The sequence below is a fragment of the Streptomyces sp. NPDC002602 genome, from assembly GCF_042889445.1.
GTDB lineage: Bacteria > Actinomycetota > Actinomycetes > Streptomycetales > Streptomycetaceae > Streptomyces.
Genome location: NZ_JBIAQX010000004.1, coordinates 455,301 through 478,054 on the forward strand (window position 1 = coordinate 455,301; position 22,754 = coordinate 478,054).

At 73.5% G+C, this 22,754-nt stretch carries 18 protein-coding genes; 3 read left to right on the plus strand and 15 right to left on the minus strand.

Going from position 1 to position 22,754, the window contains the following annotated elements; all coding sequences use genetic code 11:
- Positions 1-172: 172 nt before the first annotated feature.
- A complete protein-coding gene (locus tag ACFYW3_RS15145; protein ID WP_351372971.1) occupies positions 173-1,423 on the minus strand; it encodes an MFS transporter in 1,251 nt (416 codons plus the stop codon).
- A 157-nt stretch (positions 1,424-1,580) separates the two neighbouring features.
- A complete protein-coding gene (locus ACFYW3_RS15150) occupies positions 1,581-2,033 on the minus strand; it encodes a carboxymuconolactone decarboxylase family protein (protein WP_234350025.1) in 453 nt (150 codons plus the stop codon).
- A gap of 46 nt (positions 2,034-2,079) precedes the next feature.
- On the opposite strand from ACFYW3_RS15150, the gene ACFYW3_RS15155 reads away from it, so the two are divergent.
- Positions 2,080-3,582 (plus strand): PLP-dependent aminotransferase family protein, encoded by a 1,503-nt coding sequence (locus ACFYW3_RS15155; RefSeq protein ID WP_389386485.1) that lies wholly within the window; start codon positions 2,080-2,082, stop codon positions 3,580-3,582.
- Between the two features lie 213 nt (positions 3,583-3,795).
- Here ACFYW3_RS15155 and ACFYW3_RS15160 read toward each other — a convergent pair whose 3' ends face one another.
- From ACFYW3_RS15160 to ACFYW3_RS15205, 10 genes are all read right to left on the minus strand, one after another.
- The gene (locus ACFYW3_RS15160; RefSeq protein ID WP_389386486.1) at positions 3,796-5,367 is read right to left on the minus strand and encodes an FAD-dependent monooxygenase; all 1,572 of its coding nucleotides are present in this window, start codon (positions 5,365-5,367) and stop codon (positions 3,796-3,798) included.
- A 31-nt stretch (positions 5,368-5,398) separates the two neighbouring features.
- Entirely contained in the window at positions 5,399-6,976 is a 1,578-nt protein-coding gene (locus tag ACFYW3_RS15165) for a class I adenylate-forming enzyme family protein (RefSeq protein WP_389386487.1), read from the minus strand.
- A gap of 46 nt (positions 6,977-7,022) precedes the next feature.
- Positions 7,023-8,909: an anthranilate synthase family protein gene (locus ACFYW3_RS15170; RefSeq protein ID WP_389386488.1), complete on the minus strand. Its 1,887-nt coding sequence runs from the start codon at positions 8,907-8,909 to the stop codon at positions 7,023-7,025.
- Positions 8,906-9,529, minus strand: coding sequence for an isochorismatase family protein (locus ACFYW3_RS15175; protein WP_389386489.1), 624 nt, complete (start codon positions 9,527-9,529; stop codon positions 8,906-8,908). Before ACFYW3_RS15175 ends, ACFYW3_RS15170 begins: the two co-directional genes overlap by 4 nt.
- Positions 9,530-9,607: 78 nt before the next feature.
- Positions 9,608-10,378: a 2,3-dihydro-2,3-dihydroxybenzoate dehydrogenase gene (locus ACFYW3_RS15180; RefSeq protein ID WP_351751173.1), complete on the minus strand. Its 771-nt coding sequence runs from the start codon at positions 10,376-10,378 to the stop codon at positions 9,608-9,610.
- A complete protein-coding gene (locus ACFYW3_RS15185) occupies positions 10,378-11,550 on the minus strand; it encodes a 3-deoxy-7-phosphoheptulonate synthase (protein ID WP_389386490.1) in 1,173 nt (390 codons plus the stop codon). The genes ACFYW3_RS15180 and ACFYW3_RS15185 overlap by 1 nt, the downstream gene beginning before the upstream one ends.
- Before the next feature lie 446 nt (positions 11,551-11,996).
- Positions 11,997-12,620, minus strand: coding sequence for an NAD(P)H-dependent oxidoreductase (locus ACFYW3_RS15190; protein ID WP_053683417.1), 624 nt, complete (start codon positions 12,618-12,620; stop codon positions 11,997-11,999).
- A 94-nt stretch (positions 12,621-12,714) separates the two neighbouring features.
- Positions 12,715-14,067, minus strand: a complete 1,353-nt coding sequence (locus ACFYW3_RS15195; protein ID WP_351754292.1) for a transposase — start codon at positions 14,065-14,067, stop codon at positions 12,715-12,717.
- A 99-nt stretch (positions 14,068-14,166) separates the two neighbouring features.
- Complete coding sequence (locus ACFYW3_RS15200; protein ID WP_389386491.1) at positions 14,167-16,242, minus strand: BTAD domain-containing putative transcriptional regulator; 2,076 nt, start codon at positions 16,240-16,242, stop codon at positions 14,167-14,169.
- Between the two features lie 134 nt (positions 16,243-16,376).
- Positions 16,377-16,970, minus strand: a complete 594-nt coding sequence (locus ACFYW3_RS15205) for a histidine phosphatase family protein (RefSeq protein ID WP_389386492.1) — start codon at positions 16,968-16,970, stop codon at positions 16,377-16,379.
- Positions 16,971-17,040: 70 nt separating this feature from the next.
- Here ACFYW3_RS15205 and ACFYW3_RS15210 point away from each other — a divergent pair, with 70 nt between their 5' ends.
- Positions 17,041-17,535: a hypothetical protein gene (locus ACFYW3_RS15210; RefSeq protein ID WP_351754299.1), complete on the plus strand. Its 495-nt coding sequence runs from the start codon at positions 17,041-17,043 to the stop codon at positions 17,533-17,535.
- A gap of 161 nt (positions 17,536-17,696) precedes the next feature.
- Entirely contained in the window at positions 17,697-18,386 is a 690-nt protein-coding gene (locus ACFYW3_RS15215; protein ID WP_389386493.1) for an RNA polymerase sigma factor, read from the plus strand.
- 121 nt (positions 18,387-18,507) lie between these two features.
- Here ACFYW3_RS15215 and ACFYW3_RS15220 read toward each other — a convergent pair whose 3' ends face one another.
- The 3 genes from ACFYW3_RS15220 to ACFYW3_RS15230 are packed head-to-tail and all read right to left on the minus strand — an operon-like array spanning position 18,508 to position 22,685.
- Complete coding sequence (locus tag ACFYW3_RS15220) at positions 18,508-19,554, minus strand: MerR family transcriptional regulator (RefSeq protein WP_389386494.1); 1,047 nt, start codon at positions 19,552-19,554, stop codon at positions 18,508-18,510.
- A gap of 36 nt (positions 19,555-19,590) precedes the next feature.
- Positions 19,591-20,964 carry a deoxyribodipyrimidine photo-lyase gene (locus tag ACFYW3_RS15225; protein ID WP_351754306.1) on the minus strand — a complete coding sequence of 458 codons (1,374 nt, stop codon included), beginning with the start codon at positions 20,962-20,964 and terminating at the stop codon, positions 19,591-19,593.
- A gap of 17 nt (positions 20,965-20,981) precedes the next feature.
- On the minus strand, positions 20,982-22,685 hold the full coding sequence (locus tag ACFYW3_RS15230) for an SDR family oxidoreductase (protein ID WP_351754308.1): 1,704 nt from the start codon (positions 22,683-22,685) through the stop codon (positions 20,982-20,984).
- Positions 22,686-22,754: the final 69 nt, after the last annotated feature.

The following is a 22,754-nucleotide window of genomic DNA, read 5'->3' on the forward strand; positions in this document are numbered from 1 at the left end:
CGGCGTCGTCGACCGAGGCGTGGGGGCCGAAGCGTGGGAGCCCGCCCCACCCCCGAACGCGGCCCCGCCAGAAGCGCCCGCGCACGCGAAAGCGCCGGGCGCGGCTCCTCGAGGGAGCCGCGCCCGGCTGTCTGTCCCGCCCGCGGGGGACGGTTGGTCGCGGGGCAGACGATCAGTGGGCGGCCGCGGTGGCCGGGTCGGTCGCCGGTTCGGCGGCCGGGGCGGAGTCGGTCGGGCGGCCGGAGCGGCGGCCGACGACGAGGAGGGTGAGGATCGCGAGGCCCGCCCCGATGTACAGGACGCTGGCGGTGGCGAGGTTGTCCACGGCGATGCCGCCGAAGAGGGCGCCGAGGGCGATCGACAGGTTGAAGGTGGAGACGTACAGCGAGGAGGCGGCCTCGGTCGCGTCGGGGGCGGCGTCGAGGATCCAGGTCTGGAAGGTCACCGGCACGGCGCCGTAGCCCAGGCCCCACAGGACGAGGATGACGGCCGCGGTGACGGTGGTGTTGCCGACGGTGGCGAGCAGCAGCATGGCGACGGCGAGGACGATCGCGATGCCGATGACGACCTGGCGCAGCCGCTTGGCGATCAGGGCGCCGGCGATGAAGTTGCCGGTGATGCCGGCGATGCCGAAGGTCAGCAGCAGGACACCGATCATGCTGTCGCCGACGCCGTCGTCCTGGAGGAGCGGACGGACGAAGGTGTAGGCGAGGAAGTGGCCGGTGATGACGAGGAAGGTCATCGCGATGCCGATGCGGACGCCGGCGTTGGACTTCCACACGCGGGGCAGGTCGCCGAAGACGATGGTGCGCTCGGCGGGGACCTTCGGCATCAGGAAGAGCATGGCGGCGAGGGCCACGAGGCCGAGGATGCCGACCGCGGCGAAGGCGGTGCGCCAGCCGGAGAGGTCGCCGAGGAAGGTGCCGGTGGGCACGCCGAGCACGGAGGCCGTCTCGACGCCGCCGAAGATGACGGCGGTGGCGCGGGCGACGTGTCGTTCGGGCACCAGGCGCAGGGCGATGCCGCCGGCGATGGACCAGAAGCCGCCGACGCTGATGCCGATGAGGAAGCGGGCGACCAGGACCACGGCGAAGCTGGTGGCGAAGGCGGAGGCGAGGTTCGCCAGGCCGACGATGGCGATCAGGATGACCAGGACGAGCCGCCGGTCGAACTTTCCGGTGGCGACCGTCACCAGCGGGGCGGAGATCGCCGCGACCAGGCCGGGGATGGTGACCATGAGGGCCGCCGTGCCCTCGGAGACCTTCAGGGCGTCCCCGACGGGGGTGAGCAGGCCGACGGGCAGCAGCTCCGAGGTCATGAGGGAGAAGATGCCGAGGGTGACGGCCAGGACGGCCAGCCAGCCCTTGACCGCGGAGGGTTCCTTGCCCGCGGTGCGCGGTGCGGATGAATCGAGGGTGGTCACGATGTCAGTCCTTCGTCAGCGGTCCCCCTCTGGTGCCGGGAGACGGGGTGGGGGCATGGGTGGGGGCATGCGTGGGGCGGTGGCCTGGCCTGTCCGGCGGTGGCCACCGCCCTGGTGCGTCGTTATGGGGTCTGAGGGGGTCGTGGAGCGGGCCGGACTACTCGGTTCCGGGGGTCTTGCGGGTGGCGACGTTCATCCGGTTCCACACGTTGGCGGTGAAGATGAGCGCGATCAGGTGCGCGAGCTCCTCCTCGCCGAAGTGGCGGGCGGCCTCGTCGTAGACGGCGTCGGTGACGCCGCCGGGGAGGAGGGTGACCTCCTCGGTGAGGGCGAGGGCCGCGCGCTCCTTGACGGTGAAGAGGCTCGACTCCTGCCAGGCGGTGAGCTGGTAGATCCGCTCTTCCGACTCGCCGCCCTTGCGGGCGTCGCTGGTGTGGTAATCGATGCAGTAGGCGCAGCGGTTGATCTGCGAGGTGCGGATCTGGACGAGTTCCAGGAGGATCGGGTCGAGGCCCTGTCGGGCGGCCCCGTCGAGGGCCAGCACGGACTTGAAGATCTTGGGGGCGACGGCCGCGAAGTTCATGCGCTCAGGAACCTGAAAAGTGGTCATGTGAAAACTGTAGGAGCGCAATCGGCCCGCAGTAGGGTGCATTCCCATGCAGAGATCATGGGTCAATTCCGAGGGTGCGTCCGATCCCGAGCCGGCCGGTACCGGGAGCGATCTGCACCTTGAGCTGAGCGGCGAGGGCAGCCTGCGCAACCGGCTGATGCAGGCGTTACGCACGGCCATCGACTCCGGCCGGCTCGCCCCCGGCACCCGGTTGCCGCCCTACCGGGTCCTCGCCGTGGACCTGGGGATCGCCCGCAACACCGTCGCCGACGCGTACGCCGAGCTGGTGGAGGAGGGCTGGTTGTCGGCGCGCCAGGGCTCCGGCACCCGGGTGGCCCGACGGGCGGCCCCGCTCCAGCCCGACCGGCCGCGCGGACCCGCCCGGCCGACGCACCGCCGGACCGTGCACGACCTGCTGCCGAGCTCCCCCGACGCCTCCGCCTTCCCCCGTACCGCCTGGATCGGCGCCGCCCGGCGGGCGCTGGCCGCCGCTCCGCACGACGCCTTCGGGGTCGGTGACCCCCGGGGCCGGATCGAGCTGCGCCGGACCCTGACCGAGTACCTCGCGCGGGTGCGCGGCGTACGGACCGCCCCGGACCGGATCATCGTCTGCTCCGGCTTCGCCCACGGGCTGGAGCTGCTCGGCAAGGTGCTCTCCGGCCCGGTCGCGGTGGAGTCGTACGGGCTGTCCTTCCACCGGGACATCCTGGTGGCGTCGGGGCTGGCCACGGTGCCGCTGACGGTGGACGGCGGCGGCGCGCGGGTCGAGGAGCTCCCCGGGACGGGCGCCAAGGCGGTGCTGCTCACCCCGGCGCACCAGTTCCCGACGGGCGGGCCCCTGCACCCGGAGCGGCGGGCCGCGGTGGTGGACTGGGCGCGGGCGAGCGGTGGAGTGCTGATCGAGGACGACTACGACGGGGAGTTCCGTTACGACCGCCAGCCGGTCGGCGCCGTCCAGGGCCTGGACCCGGACCGGATCGTCTACATCGGCTCCGCCAGCAAGAGCCTGTCGCCCGCGCTGCGGCTGGGCTGGATGGTGCTGCCCGGCTGGCTGGTGGACGACGTGCTCGCCGTGAAGGGCCCCCGCGAGATGTGGTCGGGGGTCACGGACCAGCTGACCCTGGCCGAGTTCATCGGCTCGGGCGCCTACGACCGTCACCTGCGCCGGATGCGCCTGATCTACCGGCGCCGCCGGGACCAGCTGGCGGCCCGGCTGGCGCAGGAGGCCCCGCACATCAAGGTCAGTGGGGTGGCGGCCGGGCTGCACGCGGTGCTGGAGCTGCCGAGGGACACCGAGGAGGCGGCGTTGCGGGCTGCCCGGCGGCAAGGACTGGCGCTGGACGGGTTGCGGCCCTACCTGCACCCCGAAAGCTCCATGACCCCGCGGGACGGGCTGGTGCTCGGCTACGGCACCCCGCCCGACCACGCCTTCGCGGCGGCCCTGGACGCCCTGTGTCTGGCGCTGCCCGATCCGCCGCAGGAGGAGGATCGGGTGGGTGCCGGCGGGGAGGACCCGCCGCGCCGCCGGAGCGGGTCCGAAGCCCCGTAGGCCCCTGACCTGCCGGAACGCGCGCGAGCGCCGCCGGTCCGGCCTGAGCCGGGCGGCGGCGCTCGCGGGGGTGCTCGGTGGTGCGGGGTGCGGCGCTCGGTGAGGTGTCGGGATCGGTGGTCGGGCGTCGGGGTCAGCGGTCGGGTGTAGGGATCAGTGGTCGGGCGTCGGGGTCAGTGGTCGGGTGTACGGGTCAGTGGTCGGGCCTCGGGATCAGTGGTCGGGCGTCGGGGTCAGGGCGTGGCGGAGTTCGGCCGCCAGCCGGTGCAGGTCGTCGGTGTGCCCGTGGGCCGCCACGTGCCCGTCGGGCCGGATCAGGTAGTACCCGGGGCGGGCGCACAGCCCGCCCCGGCCGGGCAGGTCGGGTGTGGCCCGCAGGACGCGGAGCCCCGGCCAGGGGCCGACGGTGTGCTCGACCCGGGCGGTCCAGGCGGTGTCCCGGGCGGGCGGGCGCAGCAGCAGCGTCCACCCCGCCGGAGCCCGCCCCGGTCCGGCCAGGCCCAGCGCGACGGCGGCGGCCCGGGGGAAGACCGAGCCGGCCCGGATGCCGCCGAGCAGCCGGTCGCGTACCCGACAGGCACCGGTCGACGGCTGCCGGGTGTCCCGGTCCGGGGTGTAGGCGAGCCGGCGGCCCGCCATCACGGGGGCGTAGAGCCGGGCGCCGGCGCCGGTGCGGTCCAGCAGCCGGAACGCGGTGTCGCGGGCGGCGACCCGGCGCCGGGTGCGGGCGGTCAGGGCCCGGGTGTGCAGGTCGGTGTCGCGGACGATGCGGCCGGTCGCCTCGACGCGTTCCCTGCCGTAGCTCTCCAGGAGCGTGGCGGGGGCCTCGCCGGCGAGGACGGCGGCGAGTTTCCAGGCGAGGTTGTGGGCGTCCTGGAGGCCGTTGTTCATGCCCTGGCCGCCGGCGGGGCTGTGCACGTGCGCCGAGTCCCCGGCCAGGAAGACCCGGCCGCGCTGGAAGTCGGTGGCCCGCCGGGCGTGGACCCGGAAGACGGTCTCCCAGACCGGTTCGGTGATCCGTACGCCGTGGGGGCCCCGGGTGTCGATGAGGCGCTGCATGTCGTCGCGGGTCAGGGTGGTGCCCTCGGGCATCACCGACAGGAAGCGGAAGACCCCGTCGGGCTGCGGGACGACGCACAGGGTGCCCGAGGTGCTCTGGTAGTACGCGATCTCGTCGGGCGGCAGGTTCCCCTCGATGCGGGTGTCGAGGAGGGCGAAGGCCATCTCGTAGGTGGATCCCTCGAAGCCGATGCCGAGTTGCCGGCGGACGTCGCTGCCCGCCCCGTCGGCGCCGATGACGAAGGGCGCGGTGAACCGCTCGACGAGGCCGTCGCCGTGTTCCAGCACGGCGGTGACCGTGCCGCCCGGCTCGATCCGGCCGGAGTAGTCGACGTCGTCGAGGCACAGGAGCCGGACGCCGCGCTCGATCTTCCCGCCGAGGGAGTGCAGCCGTTCGGTGAGGATGCGTTCCGTCTCGGGTTGGGGGAGCTGGCGGGCGGCCAACTCCTCGGTGAAGGTGAGCGAGGCGACCGGCTTGCGGTCGGAGAAGTAGCGGAAGGCGCGTACGGGTACGGAGGCCTCCTGTACGGCCTCGCCGACGCCGAGGTCGGTGAGGATGTCGCGGACCCGGGGCCACAGCGACAGCGCCTTGGGCACCCGGGCGGCCTCGTGGGCCCGGTCGACGATCCGTACGCCCACGCCGCGCCGCAGCAGTTCGCAGGCGGCGAGCAGGCCGGTGGGACCGGCTCCGACGATCAGCACGTCGGCATCGCTGGTGGCGTTCACGGGTGTTCTCCTGCCTGTCGCCGGGCGGTGGTCAGGACGACCGCGAGGCGGACAACCGCCGCAGTCGTGCGGTGAGTTCGAGGCGCTGGACCTTCATCGTGGCCGTGCGCGGCAGTTCGGAGAGCTTCATCTGCACCGGCTCCGCGAGCTGCGGCCACGCGGCGGCGGCGGAGCGCCAGCGGGCCGGGTCCAACGGCAGGTCGTCGCGGGTGCAGAGCACGGGGACGCCCGCGCCGTCGGGTCCGGGGACGACGACGAGTTCGGTCAGTTCGTCGAGCCGGCCGAGGACGGTGTCCTCGATCTCCAGGGTGGAGTGGATGCCGGGGATGGCGTCGACCTCGCGGTCCAGGAGGTGGAGGCAGCCCTCGTCGGTGCGGTACCCGAGGTCCATGCCGCGCCACCAGCCGCCGTGTACCTGGGTGTCGTAGCGCTCGCGCTCGCCGAAGTAGCCCAGCGCCCGGCCGGCGGCCTGTACATCGATGTAGCCGGGGTTGTCGCGGGTGACCTCCTTGCCGTTGCGGCTGACGAGCCGGAACTTGGTGTCGGAGGGGAAGGCGTGGCCCTGGCAGCGGCCGTCAGCGCCGAGGGCGGTGGCGCGGGTGAAGCCGCGGCCGACGAGCGGGCCCGTCTCGCTCTGACCGTAGATCTGGTAGAAGAGCGGCGAGCTGCGGTCGGTGGCGTGCAGCAGCTTGTGCATGGTGCTGGGGTGGATGGCGTCGAAGGTGGTGCTGAAGTACTTCACGTTCGACAGCGGGCGCAGCGGGTGGTCGGCCAACACCTCCCATTCCATGAAGGAGTTGGGGTGCGATTCGATGAAGCCGGGGCGGGTCTCGGCCCACAGTCGCGCCGCGTGCTCGGGCTCGGCGTCGTTCATGATGACCATCGGGTTGCCGCGGGGCAGCAGGACGGCCAGGGCCAGGGGCATCCGCGAGTGGACGTAGCTGACGTGCAGGGCGACCGTCTCGTGCTCGCGGATCATGTCGAAGAGCTTGGCCTGCGGGCGGTAGCGGCCGTGCAGGGTGCGGGCCGAGTGCACGACCAGCTTGGGCAGGCCGGTGGTGCCGGAGGTGTGCGTCATCAGCGCGGGCAGGTCGAGGTGGGGGACGACAGGGGCCTGCCGCGGGGAGCCGGCCAGGTCCGCGAGGGAGACCGTGCCGGGGCGTGACCCGGCCACGATGATCACCTGGCCGGCGATCTCCGCGAGGGAGGTGCCGGCGAACGGTCCGTCGAGCTTGTCGGTGTCGGTGACCAGGTGGGGGGAGCCGAGCCGGCGCAGCAGCGCGAGGACGCTGTCGGCGTCGAGGTACGGGGAGAGCTGGACGGGGACGGCTCCGAGGCGGGCGACGGCGGAGGAAAGGATGTTGATGTCGAAGCCGTTGGACTTGTGGAGGGCGACATGGTCGCTGCGGCGCACTCCGGCGGCGTACAGACGGGCCGCGGTGTCGTCGATGTACTCGGCCAGTTCGGCGAACGTCAGACGTCGCCCGGCCTCGGGAAAGAGGTCCAGGTCGTGGTCGAGGATGATCAGCTGGTCGCCGTGGGCCTGGGCGGCCCGCTCGGCCACCAGACCCATGTACAGGCCCTTGTCACTGCCGTTGACGGGAAGCATCGCGGAACTCCTTCGCGGGAGGGGTGTGGGTTGGGTGGTGGGCCGGTCAGATCAGGCCGCTGAGCAGGGACTCGACGATGCGGACGCCGTCCCGGGTGAGCACGGATTCGGGGTGGAACTGCATGGAGGCGAAGTGCGGGCCGCGCAGGGCGTGCACCTCGTCGGTCTCCGGGTCGCGGCTGATCTCGAACACGCCGACGCCCTCGGCCTCGGCCTTGTCCTCGGCGCCGCGGGCGGCGAACGTGTTGTAGAAGCCGACCCGTTCGGTCGCGCCGAACAGTTGGATCTGTCGCTGTACGCCCTGGTTGGGGTGGTCGCGGCGGACCAGGTCGAGGCCCAGTTCCCGGGAGAGGACCTGGTGGCTGAGGCACACGGCGAGGAAGGGTCTGCGCTTGGCGAGCAGCGCGCGGACGTCGGCCGACAGCCGGGCGATCTTCGGGTGGCCCGCGTCGCGCGGGTCGCCGGGTCCGGGTCCCATGACGACCAGGTCGTGGGCGTGCAGGGAGTAGGGCTCGTCGAAGCGGCTCACGGTGACCCGCAGGCCCATCGAGCGGAGCTGGTGGGCGATCATCGAGGTGAAGGTGTCCTCGGCGTCCACGACGAGGACCGAGCGTCCGACCAACGAGGCCTGCGGCAGGGCGCGTTCGCCTTCCTCGGCCAGCCAGTAGCCGGCGATGGAGTCGTTGCGACGGGCCAGGGCGGCCCGGACGTCGGGGTGGGCGGAGAACCGGGTGGCGCCGTCCGATTGCAGTGCGGCGAGCAGGCCGGCGGCCTTCGCCTTGGTCTCCGCGACCTCGGACTCGGGGTCGGAGTGGCGTACCAGGGTGGCTCCCACGCCGATGGAGACCCGGCCGGCGGCGTCGATGTCGGCGGTGCGGATGAGGATCGACGAGTCGAGTTCCCGTTCGCCCGTCTCGTCCGTGCCGATGAGGGCGACGATCCCGCTGTAGTAGCCGCGGCCGCGCGGTTCGTACCTGCCGATGACGCGGCAGGCGCTCTCCAGCGGGCTGCCGGTGACGGTGGGGGCGAACATCGTCTCGCGCAGGATCTCGCGCGGGTCGCGGGTGGTGCGCCCCTCGATGAGGTATTCGGTGTGCGCGAGGCGTGCCATCTCCTTGAGGTAGGGGCCGACGACCCGGCCGCCTCCCTCGCAGACCCGTGCCATCATCTTGAGTTCCTCGTCGACGACCATGTACAGCTCGTCGGTCTCCTTGCGGTCCGCGAGGAAGTCCATGACCTGGGGCAGGGTGGGTCCGCCGGCGGGGTAGCGGTAGGTGCCGCTGATGGGGTTCATCACGGCGGTGCCGCGGTGCACGCTGATGTGGCGTTCGGGGGTGGCGCCGACGAAGGTGCGCTCGCCGGTGTGGACGACGAAGGTCCAGTAGCCGCCCGATTCCTGCTCCAGGAGCCGGCGGAAGAGGGTCAGGGCGCTGTGCGGGGTGTAGTCGGTGATCTCCGCGGTGAAGGAGCGTTTGATGACGAAGTTCGCTCCCTCGCCGGTGCCGATCTCGTCGGCGATGACGCGACGGACGATGTCCGCGTAGCCGGCGTCGTCGATGTCGAAGTCGCCGCCGGTGAGCCGGATGGGCCGGTCGCCGATGCGTGCGACGGCCTCCGCGAGGGGGACCTTCTCCTGACCGGTGACGGTGAGGGTGATGAGCGGGGAGCCGTCGTCGGCGGCCTCGAAGCCGCGTTCGCGGATCTGCCGGAAGGGTACGAGGACCAGCGCCTCGTGCCGGCCGGGCTCGGCGGCGCCCCGCTCGGGCAGGGGTACGGACGCCAGGGTCTCGGGGTGGGACACGTCGCCGACGAGGACCTCCACCAGGCCGGGCCCGGTGGCTCCGGGCCGGTGCAGCAGGGCGAAGGGTGGCGGCGAGGGGGCGAGGATCCGGGCGAGCAGGTCGCGCTCCGCCGGTTCCCGGGCGGCGGTCATGCCAGGGTCTCCTTCACGGTGGTGACCACGGCGCAGCGCCGGGCGGCGTAGTCGAGGGTCCGGTGGTGGTCCTCCTCGGTGAAGTCGGCCAGGGCGTCCGCGACCAGGAAGGTCTCCATGTCGTGGCTGAACGAGTCGACCGCCGTGGCCAGTACGCCGACGTGGGCGTACACCCCGCAGACGACCAGTTGGTCGCGTCCGGCCTCCCGCATCCGGGCCAGCAGGTCGGTGTGGTGGAAGGCGCTGTAGCGCCACTTGGTGAACACCCAGTCCTCGGGGCGGGGCCCCAGCTCGTCGGGGATCTCCCGGTCGGCGCGCGAGGGCCTCATCCCGGGCCCCCAGAAGTCCCGCAGCAGTCCGCGCTGGCGCTCCGTCATGCCGCCCGGCTGGGCCGTGTAGGCGACGGGAACGCCGAGTTCGATGCACCGGTCGCGCAACTGGGCGCAGTTGCCCACGAGTTCGCTGCGCAGGGTGTTCGGCAGGGGCTTCAGGAAGTAGTGCTGCATGTCGTGCAACAACAGGACGGCGCGGGCCGGGTCGACGGACCAGGCGGCGGTGTTGAGGGGCAGGTCCCCCGATGTCGGCATCGGGTAGGCCTCGATGGTCGGGATGCCGGCCATGGCTTCCTCTCGTGGCTCTGACGTGGTGGAGGGGTGCGGGTGAGGGGTGGTGCGGGAGCGGCGACGGGGGTGTGGCTGTCAGACGCCGAGGGTGGCGCCGCCGTCGACCGTGAGCGTGTGCAGGGTGATGTGCGCGGCCTCGTCGGAGAGCAGGAACGCCACGGCGTCGGCGATGTGTCGGGGCTGTGCGAGTCGGCCGAGCGGGATGCCGACGCGGTACGAGTCCCCGTGGCCCTCGATGGAGCCGCGCGGGCCCGACTCGTCGTGCCACATGGACCGCAGCATCGGTGTGTCGGTGGAGCCGGGGGCGACGATGTTGCAGCGGATGCCGTGGCGGGCGACTTCCAGGCCGAGGGACTTGGTGAACATGGTGGCCGCGGCCTTGGAGGCGGCGTAGGCGGCCATGTCCGTACGGGGGGTGCCGGCGGCGTTGGAGGCGACGGTGACGAGGGAGCCCCTGGCGCGCTCCGCCATCCGGTTGACCACGGCCCGGGAGACGTGGAAGACGCCGGTGGTGTTGACGGCGAAGGTGGCGTTCCAGTCCTCGTCGGTGAACGCGCGGGCCTGGCCCAGGCGCAGGATGCCGGCGGCGTTGACGAGGTGCTCGATCGGACCGAGTTCGCTCTCCGCGGCCGCGACGGTCCGCTCGACGTCGGCGCTGCTGGTGACGTCGGTGGGGAAGGCGACGGCCTTGACGCCCTGGTCGGCCCACTCCTCGACCGCCCGCCGCAAGGCCACCGGATCGCGGTCGACGGCGGCGATGCGGACGCCGCGCGCCCCGAGGGTGAGGGCGACCGCGCGGCCTATCCCGCCGGCGGCTCCCGTGACGAGTGCTGTGCTGCCGTCCATCAGAAACTCCAGCTGGATACGACGGATATGGCCTGTCCGGGGTTGAGCCGCGGGTCGCAGTGACTGGTGTAGAACTCGCCGACCCGATCGATCGCGGACGGGTCGGAGACGCATTCGGTGACGGCGTCCGGGGTGGTCTCCAGGTGGAAGCCGCCCGCGACGCCCCCGGCTTCGGTGACGGCGAAGTGGAAGGCCACGGCCTCGCGTTCGACGGTCTCGACGTAGCGGGTCTTGTATCCGTCGGGGGTGCTGACGGTGTTGCCGTGCATGGGGTCGGTCAGCCAGATCACCGGATGTCCGGCCTCCCGGACGGCGGTGACGAGCGGGGGCAGGGCGTCGGGGACGGCGTCGGCGCCCATCCGGGCGATCAGGGTGAGGCGGCCGGGCTCGCGGTCCGGGTCGAGCCGTTCGCACAGGGCGAGCAGCTCCGCCGGGCTCATGTTCGGGCCTACCTTGCAGGCGACCGGGTTGCTCACCCGGGACAGCAGCTCGACGTGGGCGCCGTCGACCTGCCGGGTGCGCTCGCCGATCCAGGGCCAGTGGGTGGAGGCCAGCATCAGCCCGCCCGCCTCGTCACCGCGGAGCATCGACACCTCGTAGTCGAGGAGCAGGGCCTCGTGGCTGGTCCACACCATGGGGTCGATGCCGGCGCCGGAGCTGCCGGGGCGCCAGCCGAGGCCCCGCATCACGTCGTCGGCGGCCATGTAGCCGGTGAGCAGCCGCAGCGGGTCGGGCCGTCGGGCGTCGACATCGGGTTCGGGTCCGTTGACCATGTGGCCCCGGAAGGCGTGCATGTCGACTCCGTCGACGACCTCGGTGGGGCGCGAGCGGGGCTTGGCGTACTGGCCGGCGATCCGGCCGACGCGCAGTACGGGTTTGCCGGTGATCAGCCGTAGCGAACCGGCGAGCAGGTCCAGGACGGCGGCCTTGCGGGCGACGTGGTCGGGCGTGCATTCGGCCGGGTCCTCGGCGCAGTCGCCGACCTGGACCACATGGGCCTGGCCGGCCGCCACCCGGGCCAACAGCCCGCGCAGGGTCCGTACGTCGTCCGCGGCCACCAGCGAGGGGCGGGCCAGGAGTTCCTCCCTGACCCGACGCAACTGCGCGGGGTCGTCCCAGTCCGGCTGTTGGAGCGCGGGTTTCAGCCGGATGCCGATGTCGGCGTTTTCCACGAGGTGCCTCCGAGTAGACGAGCGAGGGCGCGGTACCCGCTCCGCCGCGCGGTGTGGGGTCGCGGGAGCGGGGCGCGCGGGCGAAATGCGGGGGTGGGTGGTGCGGGGGTACGGGGGTGCCCGAAGGGGCGGGCGGGACGCACGGGACCGCGCCGGAGGCGGGGGCCGCGGGTGTGGGGGATGTACGGGCCGCGCGGCGATCTCGGGGCCGATCGCCCCCGAGATCGCCGCGCGGCCGGGGCGGGTCGGTCGGGGCCGGGCGTACGGGCCCGACCCCGACCGCGCCCGACGGGACACGGCGCGGCGCGGGGCGACACGGGGCGGCACGGGGCGCCGACCCTGCGGGGGCGGGCACGCGGCGGCGGGGCGCCCGTGTACGGGACGTACTCGGGTGCCCCGACTGCGCGGCGAGGCGCGCGACCGGGCGGAACCCCGACGGCGGAGACCTAGGCGAGGCCCTTGCGGAGCGCGGCGGTGATCTCGACGGTGCGGCGGGCCTGGTACTCGATGGCGGCGAGGTTGTCCTCGGTGACGTTGCCCGCCTCGTTGCGCGAGACGCTGCTCACGCCGTACGGGTTGCCGTTGGTCGGGGCCAGCTGGATCGGGTCGGCCACACCGGGCGGCACGATGATCGCGCCCCAGTGGTAGAAGGCGTTGTTGAGGGCCAGGAGGGTGCTCTCCTGACCGCCGTGCAGGGTCGCGGTGGAGGTGAACGAGGACATCACCTTGTTCAGCAGTCCTCGCTTGGAGTGCAGGGGAAGGGTCTGGTCGATGAACTGCTTGAGCGAGGCGGCGGGCAGGCCGTAGCGGCCCGGGGTCCCCCACAGCACCGCGTCGGCCCATTCGAGGTCGTCGAGCGTGGCCGTGGGGATGTCCGCCACGGCGGCGAGGTGCTCCTCCCATGCCGCGTTCCAGGTGTCGTTGCCGGGCACGACCGTCTCGGTGGTGAGTTCGGCGGTCCTGCGCAACCGCACCTCCGCGCCCGCCTTCTCGGCGGCGGCCGCGGCGGCCACGGCGAGCTGGTGGACGTTTCCCTGGGAGGAGTAGTAGATGACGGCGACCTTGGTCATGTCCGGGGTCCCTCGGTTCGATCGGTTGGAATGTCCCGATCCTGTGGGACCCGGCGGCCACGGCCAATGGCCCTCCGGGCTATCCGTCAACTGCTCAGCTCGCTAGGTCAGGTCGCCCTCCCAGGTCCGTCAGGTAGCCCCGACCGTGCCGTTCGCGGCGCGCCGGATCGGTCAGGTCCGTCACCTCCGCCGTGGCCCGCCGGGTGTTCGGCCGGCCGCTGAGCAGGGCGATGGCGTGCGCGGCCGAGGCGAGCGTGGCGTGCCGGTGCCAGCCGTTGAAGGAACGGCCGGAGAAGTCCCGGATGCCGACCTGGTCGGCCACCTCGGCGAGGTCCCGATCGACCCGGTGGGTGAGCCGGATCAACTGGGTCAGCTCCACCGGTCGCACCCCCGTCAGGTCGGTGAGCCACAGTTCGGCCGGGAGTTGCCCGCCGTCCGAGATCCCGAGGAGCAGCAGTTCCTCGGCCACGCCGGGTCGGCCGCCGGGGCGCCGGGTGTCGGCGGTCAGGGTGGCGCTGACGGCCACGAGCGAACCCGGTCGCCTGACACCGCGCAGCTGCGCCTCCGGGCCGGGTGCCCGGCGGGGTTCCAACTGACGCATGTGCCACGCGGTGGACATGATCTGTTGGGCCGTCATGCTGGCGCCGCGACGGGGGAAGGTCGGTTCCAGCACGGTGAGGCGTACGGAGGGGTCCACCCGCAGCAGCCAGGGCGTGCCGGCGGCCCGCAGCCGGTGGACGGTGCTCAGGACGTCGGCGTTGCGCGCGTCCATCACCAGAGGGCGGACCGGGAGCCCGGAGTCCCTGATCATCGCCAAGTAGGCCTCGACCGAGCACTGGGCGAGGCTTTCCTGCACGGTGGTCTCGGGGATGGCGGCCTGGCTGCGCCGGTTCTCGTCCTCCAGCCAGCGGTGGGTGAGGTGGAGCCTCCAGTGCAGGGGGGAGCTCCAGTCGTGGGCGGCGGCCCAGACGCCCACGGCCTGTTGGGCGTTGATGACCTGACCCAGCTCCGGTACGAAGCGCCGCTCGACCCCCACGGAGGTTTCGCCGGCCTTCGGGATGATCATGGGGTGGACCACGTACGCCTGCGGTGGCGAAACCCGTTCGATGTGCTGGGCCAGGGCCCGCCGGACGGGTGTCCAGTCCCAGGTCGAGCTGGAGATGAAGTGGTGGAGGCTCTGCTCGGCGGCGTCCCCTCCGAGCAGCGTCGCGATGTTGCGGATCGACTTGCGGCCCTCGGCGCCCAACAGGCCCCGCACGTAGTGGATGGCCTTCATCCGCTGGTCGCTTCGCGGCATGGACGCGAAGAGTCCCGAGCACAACTCGAAGACCACCGATTCCTCGTCACCGGGGCGTCGCGTTCCTTCGCGCGTGACGCATTCGGCGTGCTGATCGCCCGTCGGCTGCTTCCGGACCGTGCTGCCGCTCCGCAGGATCGTGCTCCTCATGGAAGTCTCCCCTCCGACCGGGGGTCGCCCGGCCAGCTGCCTGCATGTGTCTGCCGAGCGGCGGCTGTGCTGAGCACATGCCGCCACGGAGACGCAGCTTCACGCGGGGCGACCAAGCGGGGGCAAAGGATCGGGAAGCCCCGCTTCCGTGCCCGCGCGGATCGTGGCGTACGCCGCCGGCCGGCCCGGGACGGTCGGGGACCGGGGTTCCGGATCGGCGTCCGGGTCCCCGGCGAGGGCGAGCCGGATCAGTTCCGGTATCCGGAACGACGGCACCGACATCTCCCGGGTTCCCGTGGGGACCCGGCCGGAGAGTTCGACGGCGTGGTGGTCCAGCAGGGTGCCCAGGAGCTGTTCGGCGGTGCTCGTCGCCACCCCGAGGAGTTGTGCGGCGTCCCGGACCACGAAGGCTCCGGGAGCGGAGCGGCTGAGCAGGGTGAGCGCCCGACCCGCCGGGCGGGGCAGCCGCGCACAGGACTGCTCGACCCGGGCCAGCACGTCCCAGGTCCCCGAGCGCAGTTCTACCCGGCGTTGCCCTTCGTTGGCCAGTCGTTCGGCGAAATCGGCCGTGGACCACATCGGACGGGCCGCCAGGGTCTCCCCCATCGCCCTGATCCCCAGGGGGACGTGACCCATCAACCGGACGATCCCCCGGGCCGCCGTGCGGTCGCCCGGGAGCCGGCCCGCGGGGCAGGCGGCCGCGGCGAACAGCGCGGCGCCGTCGTCGGTGCTCATCGGCCCGAGCGTCAGGTGCGCGGCGCCCGGCAGTCCCGGCAGCCGGACCCGGGAGGTGGTGATGACGGTGCTGCGGCTGCCACCGGGCAGCAGCGGCAGGATCTGCCGGGCGGACGCGGCGTCCTCCAGCAGCAGGAGCAGCGCCCGACCCGCGGTGTGGTCGCGGAACCTGCGGGCCAACTCGTCCTCGGCCCATCCGGCGGGGTCCCCGTCCGAGGTGGGCACGGAGTCGAGGTGCAGGTCGCGCAGGAAGGAGCGCAGAATCAGCGTGGGGCTGATCGGTGTCTCCCGGTCGCTGTGCAGCCGGGCGTACAACTGGCCGTCGGGAAAGCGGCCGCTGAGCAGATGGGCGGCCCGGACGGCCAACACGCTCTTGCCGGTGCCGATGCCACCGAGGACGGTGACGATCCGGGGTGCGGCGCGCCGTTCGGGTTCCTCTCCGGGGGCGGCCAGGGCGAGCAGCCGGTCGAGTTCGCGACGGCGGCCGACGAAGTCCGGTGTGTCGGGCGGGAGTTGCGTCAGTCTGGGAAGGGCGGCGGCTTCCGTCGTGGTGAGGTCGCGGTCGGGTCTGCCGGGCGGGAGCAGGTGTGCGGGCGTGGGCGCGCCGAGGCGCGGGTCGGCGCTCAGTACCTCCTGCTGGAGTTTGCGGACCCAGTCGGAGGGTTCGATGCCCAGCTCCCGGACGAGGTTGCGGCGCAGTCGGGTGAACGCGTCCAGGGCGGTGGCGCGTTGGCCGGAGCGGTGTGCGGCGAGGACCAGGTCGGCGGCGAACCTCTCGTTGAGCGGGTGCTCGGCGGTGAGTCGGCGCAGTTCGTCGAGCAGCGCCCCGTGGAGGCCGAGTTGGAGGTCGGCCTGGACCCGCATCTCCAGGGCGCTGATCCGGGTGGCCTCGATCCGGCTGATCCGGGAGGCGAGTTCGGGGCCGGCGGGTACGTCGGCGAAGGCGTCCCCGCGCCACAGGGCGAGGGCCGCCCGCAGCGCCCCGGCGGCCTCGCGGGCGTTGCCGGCGTCCAGGTCCACGCGGGCCAGTCCGATCCGGCGTTCGAAGTCCCACAGGTCCACCTCCTCCGGGCGCAGCCGCAGCAGGTAGCCGTTCGTACGGGTCTCCAGCCGGTCGGAGGAGTGCGGCGCGGACGCGGGGCCGGGCGCGGGGGCCGGCCGCCGGGCCAGGGCGCGGCGCAACTGGTACACGTACGTCTGCACGGTCTTGCGGGCGAGCCGCGGCGGGTCGATCTCCCAGAGTTCCTCGATGAGGGCGGCGAGCGGCACGGGCCGGCCCGCGCGCAGCAGGAGCACGGCCAGGACCCGTCGGACCTGTGGCGCGGTGGGGGTACGGGATTCGCCGTCGAGGCGCACGTCGAGCGGGCCGAGGACCCCGATCCGCAAGACGGGTCCGCCGGCTGCGGCGGGATCCCGCTGGAGCACCGCGGTGGACTCCATGGACGGCTCCTCTCCGGACGGGGTGCCCTGCCGGCCTGCGACTGCGACTGCGAGAACAGTGGCTCACGGCGGTTTATGGCCGGTCACTCGTCGTCCTGCGTGTCCGGGGCGCGGCGGAGGGGAGGTCCGGGAGGTCAGGGCTTGGTGTTCCAGCCCGCGATGACCGGGAGCTCGTGTTCGGTCGACAGGAGGCTGACCGTTCCGGTCCGCAGCAGGAACAGCCGCCCGTCGGCGGGGGGCAGCCCGAGGTAGCGGGCCGTCAGCACCCGCAGGAAGTGGCCGTGGGCGACCACCACCACGTCGCCGCGGTCCTCCCGCAGCACCTCGGCGATCCGGGCCAGTGCGCGGTCCGCGCGGGCGCCGACCTGTTCGGCCTGCTCACCGGGGTGCGCGGCGTCCCCGGGCGGGACCCCGTCGGTCCACAGCGACCAGGTCGGCCGGGTCTTTCGGATCTCGGCGGTGGTCACGCCCTCGTAGCCGCCGTAGTCCCATTCGTGCAGGTCGGGGTCGGTGACGCCGTCATTCAGCCCGGCGAGCTGGGCCGTGGCCACCGCGCGGCGCAGCGGGCTGGTCAGCACCAGGGCGGGCTGTCGGTCCAGGAAGAACGGGGCCAGGGAGATCGCCTCCTCGACCCCGCGCGCGGTCAGCGGGATGTCCGTCAGCCCGGTGTGCTTCCCGTTGGCGCTCCACGCCGTCTCACCATGCCTCACCAGCATCAGGTCACTCATTCCCCGGACGATAGTCGCTCCGGCATGTCGTCGCCGAAGTCGCCGGGCAGGCGTGTCACTGTCGGGCGTCATGGATGTGAGCACGTTCTACGCCTTGTTCTCCGCCACCTGTTTCACCCTGGTCGGCCTGTGGTGGAACGTCGTGCAGAGCCATTCCGAGTGGATGCGCGCTCCCGCCCTGCGGCGGGTGGTCGGCGGCATCTACCTGTCCTTCCTGCTTCCGGCGCTCATGGGCTTGTTCGCCCAGGTGGGGGGCACCGAGCAGCCGTGGATCTGGCGGGCCTCCTTCGTCGTGATCGCGGTCGTCGGATGCGCCTCCACGCTGCGGTTGCTGGCCCGCGACCGGGCCGAGGGCGTCGGGGCGGGGCTGGTGTGGCACCGGGTGGGCGTGACCATGCTCTACGTGCTGATCGCCGTGGTGGGTTCCGCCCCCGAGTTGGCGGGCGTGGTCAACCTCAAGGGGATCCAGGCGGAGGCGCTGCTGCTGATCCTCCTGGTGGTGCTGGGGCACGCGCTGGTGTGGCGGTTCATGGCCGGCGAGGGCCGGGCCGCGGAGGCGACCTGACGCCTGCCGGTCCGCCGCGGCGGCGTCCGATCGGGGGCCCGATCGGGCGTCGATCGGCGCTGCGATCGGGGCTGCGATCGGGGCGTCGATCGGCGGCGCGGAAATCGATGCGGAAACGGTGCGAGTTGGTCGCGGACTGCTCCGCTCGCGAGGCTCGGGACATGGACGACCGGATCGACGACCAGACGCGCCGGCGCGAACGGCGGACACACCCGCGGGGACACTCCCCGTCGGGCGCGCCCGGCACCCTGGCGTACGAGGACGAGGCGCCGGACGAGGCACGCATCGCGGCCGGTTTCGCGGCGGGTGACGAGCGCTCCATGGAGGCCGCGTACCGCCGGTGGCGACCGCTGGTGCACTCCCTGGCGCGCCGCTCGCTCGGCGACGACCGCGAGGCCGAGGACGTGACCCAGCAGGTCTTCCTGGCCGCCTGGCGCGGCCGTGGTGGCTACCGACCGGGCCCCGGCGGGCTCGGGGCCTGGCTGACCGGGATCACCCGCCACAAGGTGGCCGACGCCCTGGAGGCCCGGACCCGGCGGGCCCGGGCGGTCGCGGCGGCCACCCGCGCCTTCCACGAGTTCGCCCGCTGGCCCGCGGCCTGTGACCGGCCGGAGCCGGAGCAGGTCGTGGACCGGGTGTTGATCCTCGGGGAACTGGCCAGACTGCCGGCGGCGCAGCAGCGCGTGATGCGGCTCGCCTTCTACGCGGACCTGACCCAGAGCCAGATCGCGGATCGCACGGGGCTGCCGCTGGGCACGGTCAAGAGCCACATGAGGCGGGCCCTGGGCGTCCTGCGCGCGTCGGTGGCGCCGGCCTTGTCGCCCCGCACACCGGAGAACGCGGCCAGGTGACGGGCCGCGGCGCCGCGGCGGGCCCACGACCGGCGGGCGCCGGAGCGGGGCTGCGATCAGCGCCGGGGCCGGGCCTCGATCGGCCCCGGTGGCGCGGCGGGGCCGGCAGGAACGGCAGGACCTACGCCCGCGTCCCGGTCGCCGGGCCCGCCCTCGTGGCCGGTTCGGCGTGGTCCGCGGAGAGCAGGGCGTTCTCGATGACGGCGAGGCCCGAGCGCAGGCCGAACAGCCGCTCGGTGCGCGGGTCCGGGGATCCCGCGCCCCAGCCGGGTCCGGCGAGCAGCAGCGCCGAGTGTCCGCGTGCGCCGCGCAGCCCCCACTCGATGGCGGTGACCGAACGCACCAGGGCCCGGTCGGCGGTGCTCCGGGACTGGGACCACAGGACGGCCGCGCGCGGTCCCGTGCGCCGGACCGCCTCGTGCAGCGCCTCGGCCGGCAGGGCGGCGCCGAACATGCGCACCGGCAGGCCCCGTTCGCCGAGCACGGCGGCCAGCGCCTCCATGGGCAGGGTGTGCTGCTCTCCCGGCGCGCAGGCCAACAGCACCGGGGAGCAGCCGAGTTGTGCCGCGGCGGGGCGTACCCGGCGCAGCGCGCACGAGACGTGCCAGGAGAGCAGGTGCTCCACCTCCACGTAACGTTCCCCGGCCGAGGCCCACTTGCGGCCCACCGCGTGCAGGGTCGGCGCGATGATCTCCTCCCAGGCGGTGACCAGGCCGTGTTCGACGACGGCGGACTCCAGCAGTTGTTCCACCGCCGGGGCGTCGAGTCGTACGGCCGCCCGCGCGAGCCCCCTGCACTCGGGGCGGACCTCCCCGAGCGGGAGCGCGTTGGGGCCGCCCGGCGCCGAGGTGGTTTCCGGGACCGCGGCCGATTCGGGGACGGCGTCGCCGCCGGGGGCCGCGCCGACGGCGGCCCGGGCGGCTTCGGAGGGCGGTACCCCCTGGGCGGTCAGCCGGCACATCAGCTCCAGCCGGGCGATGTCCTGCGCGGTCCAGCGGCGGTGCCGGCCGTCCTCGCGGGTCGCGGGGCCGATGGCGTACCGGCGCTCCCAGGACCGCAGGGTGGTGGGCGACACCCCGAGGCGCCGGGCGACGGCGCCGGTGCTCAGCGCCGCCGCGGGCAGTTCCGGGGCGTGGTCCTGGGGCGGGTGGGGCGGCACGGGGTCCACCCGCTCACGATACGACGAGGTCATGGGGGTCGGCCGTCATTCGATTCCGCGCCCCTTCCGGAAGCGGCCGAGCGCGTCCGCGAGCTCCACGAGCGGGTCCGGGTAGTCGAAGCGCGCCCGTTCCGGGGCGGGCAGCCGCCAAGGCTCGTGCACCCGGGGTGCGGGCAGGTCGGCGAGCTCGGGGACCCAGCGGTGCACGTAGGCGCCGTCGGGGTCGTAGCGCAGGCCTTGACGGACCGGGTTGAGGACCCGGTTGGGTCGGGTGTCGGTGCCCGTGCCGGCCACCCACTGCCAGTTGAGCTGGTTGTTGGCGAGGTCCCCGTCCACGAGGAGGTCGAGGAAGTGTCGGGCGCCGACCCGCCAGTCCACGTACAGGGTCTTGGCGAGGAAGCTCGCGGCCAACAGTCGGCCCCGGTTGTGCATCCAGCCCTCGTGGACGAGCTGGCGCATGGCCGCGTCGACCACCGGATAGCCGGTGCGGCCCTCCCTCCAGGCCTGGATCTCCTCCTCGGCGGCGGCGCCGGTGCGCCAGTGGTCCCGGCGGGCGCGGTAGTCCTCGGCCGCCGCGGCGGGGCGGGCGGCGAGCACCTGGTGGTGGAAGTCGCGCCAGCACAGTTGCCGGACGAAGGCCTCGGCGCCCGGCCCGCCGACCGCGCGGGAGCGTTGGACGGCCTCGACGGGCGAGATCGTGCCGAAGTGCAGGTGGGGGGAGAGTCGGGAGGTGGCGTCGCCCGCGAGGTCGTCGTGGGTCTCCTCGTAGCGGGCGATGCCGTCGTTCAGCCAGCCGGAGAGCAGTCTCCGGGCCTCGCGCTCGCCTCCGCGCGCGAGGCCCGGGGAGGTCCCGGTGACGGCGGTGCGCTCGGGCAGTGCCTCGGAGTCGATGTCGTCGGGGACCCGGACCGTGCGGGGGGCCGGGGCCGGCGGGCGCGGGGGCAGTTCGTTCCAGCGGCGCAGGTACGGGGTGAAGACGGCGAAGTGGTCGCCGCCGGCGGGCCGCACTGCCCCCGGGGCGACCGCCGTGATCACCGCGTCGTGGACGTACAGTCGCCGCCCTTCGGCCTCCAGGGCGGCGCGCAGCCGTTCCTCGCGGGCGTGGGCGTACGCGCTGACCCCGGCCGCCATGTGCACCTCGTCGGCGTCCGCCTCGCGTACGACGGCGCACACCCGGTCGACGACCTCGCCGGAGCGCACCACCAGACGTCCGCCGCGTTCGCGCAGCCCGGCATCCAGCGCGGCGAGGGAGTCGGCGAGGAACGCCGACCGGTTGGGCGCGGTGAAACCGGCCGCCTCGATGCCCCGGTCGCGGACGAAGAGCGGTACGACGCGGTCGCAGGAGGACATGGCCGCGCGCAGCGGTGGGTGGTCGTGCAGGCGCAGGTCCGAGGTGTACAGGACCACCGCGACGTTCATGGTTTCTCGTCTCCGCGTCAGGGTCGTGGGGGACGGTTGTCGTGGGGTGCTTCGGCGTGTCGGCCCGGATCGGATGCGCTCCCTCCCCCGGGTCGTCCGGCCGGGGTGGAGGGCTGCCGCTCGGCGGCTCGGGCGATGTTGCGCGCCATGCCGCCGAAGACCACGGCGTGGAAGGGGGAGACGCTCCACCAGTACATGTGCCCGAGCAGCCCGTGGGGGTGGAACAGGGCGCGCTGACGGTAGCGGGAACGCGCCGCCGTCGCGGTCCCGGTCGTCGCGGTCCCGTTCGTCGCGGCGGCGGTCGCGGTCGCCGTCCGTCCCGGAGCGTGGTCGGTGTCGGTGTCGGTGTCGGCTCCGGCTCCGGCTCCGGCGGCGGGTTCCGGGGCCGTGTCCGGGTCGGGTTCCGCGCGCAGTTCCAGCCAGGCCAGCCCCGGCAGCCGCATCTCGGCGCGCAACCGCAGCAGCCGGCCCGGTTCGATCTCCTCCACCCGCCAGAAGTCGAGCGAGTCCCCCACCCGCAGACGGGACGCGTCGCGCCGGCCGCGCCGGATGCCGACCCCGCCGACGAGCCGGTCGAGCCAGCCGCGTACCGCCCAGGCGAGCGGGAAGGAGTACCAGCCGTTCTCCCCGCCGATGCCCTCCACCACCCGCCACAGCGCGTCCGGCGAGGCGTCCACGTCCAGTCCGCGCTTGTCCTCGTACAGGCTGCCGCCGGCCCAGTCGGGGTCGGTGGGCAGCGGGTCGCTGGGGGCTCCGGGCAGGGAGGCGGAGGACCAGCGGGTGACCACGTTGGCGTCGCGGACCCGCTGGAGGGCGAGGGCGAGGGCCTGGTCGAAGCCGAACGGCGTACCGGGCGGGTCGGGGACGTACTCGGCGATGTCGTGCTCCTCGCACACCACCTCGTGGCGCAGCGATTCGGCGAGCGGTCGGGCGAGGCGCCGCGGCACCGGGGTGACCAGCCCGATCCAGTGGCTGGACAGTCGCGGGGTGAGCATCGGGACGCGCAGGATGAGTCGTTTGGGGAGCTCCGCGACGGAGGCGTAGCGGCGCATCATCTCCTCGTACGTGACCACGTCCGGGCCGCCGATGTCGAAGGTCCGGCTGACCTCGGGCGGCATCGTGGCGCTGCCGACGAGGTAGCGCAGGACGTCGCGGACGGCGATCGGCTGGCAGCGGGTGCCGACCCAACTCGGGGTGACCATGACGGGCAGCCGCTCGGTGAGGTAGCGCAGCATCTCGAAGGAGGCGGAGCCGGATCCGATGATGACGGCGGCGCGCAGGACGGTCGCCGGGACGGCGGAGGCCAGGAAGATCTCCCCGACCTCGGCGCGGGAACGCAGGTGCGTGGAGAGTTCCCGGACCGGGACCCCTGTGGGGGTGAGCCCGCCCAGGTAGACGATCCGCCGGACGCCCGCCGCGTGGGCCTGCTGGGCGAAGATCCGGGCGGCGGCGCGGTCCCGGTCCTCGAAGCCGGAACCGGTGCCGAGGGAGTGGACGAGGTAGTAGGCCACGTCGACGTCGCGCAGGGCCTCCCCCACCGACCGCGGGTCGACGACGTCTCCGCGCACCACCTCGGCCCGGCCGGCCCAGGGGTGGTCGCGCAGTTTCTCCGGGGAGCGGGCGAGGCAGCGGACCTGATGGCCGGCGTCGAGGAGTTCGGGCACCAGCCGGCCGCCGATGTAGCCGGTGGCCCCGGTGACCAGACATCGCAGGCTTGTCATGACGCGTCTCCGCTCCTGGTGGTCCCGGTCGGGGACCTCGTACGGAAGATCTCGTGGGAGGCCGGGAGA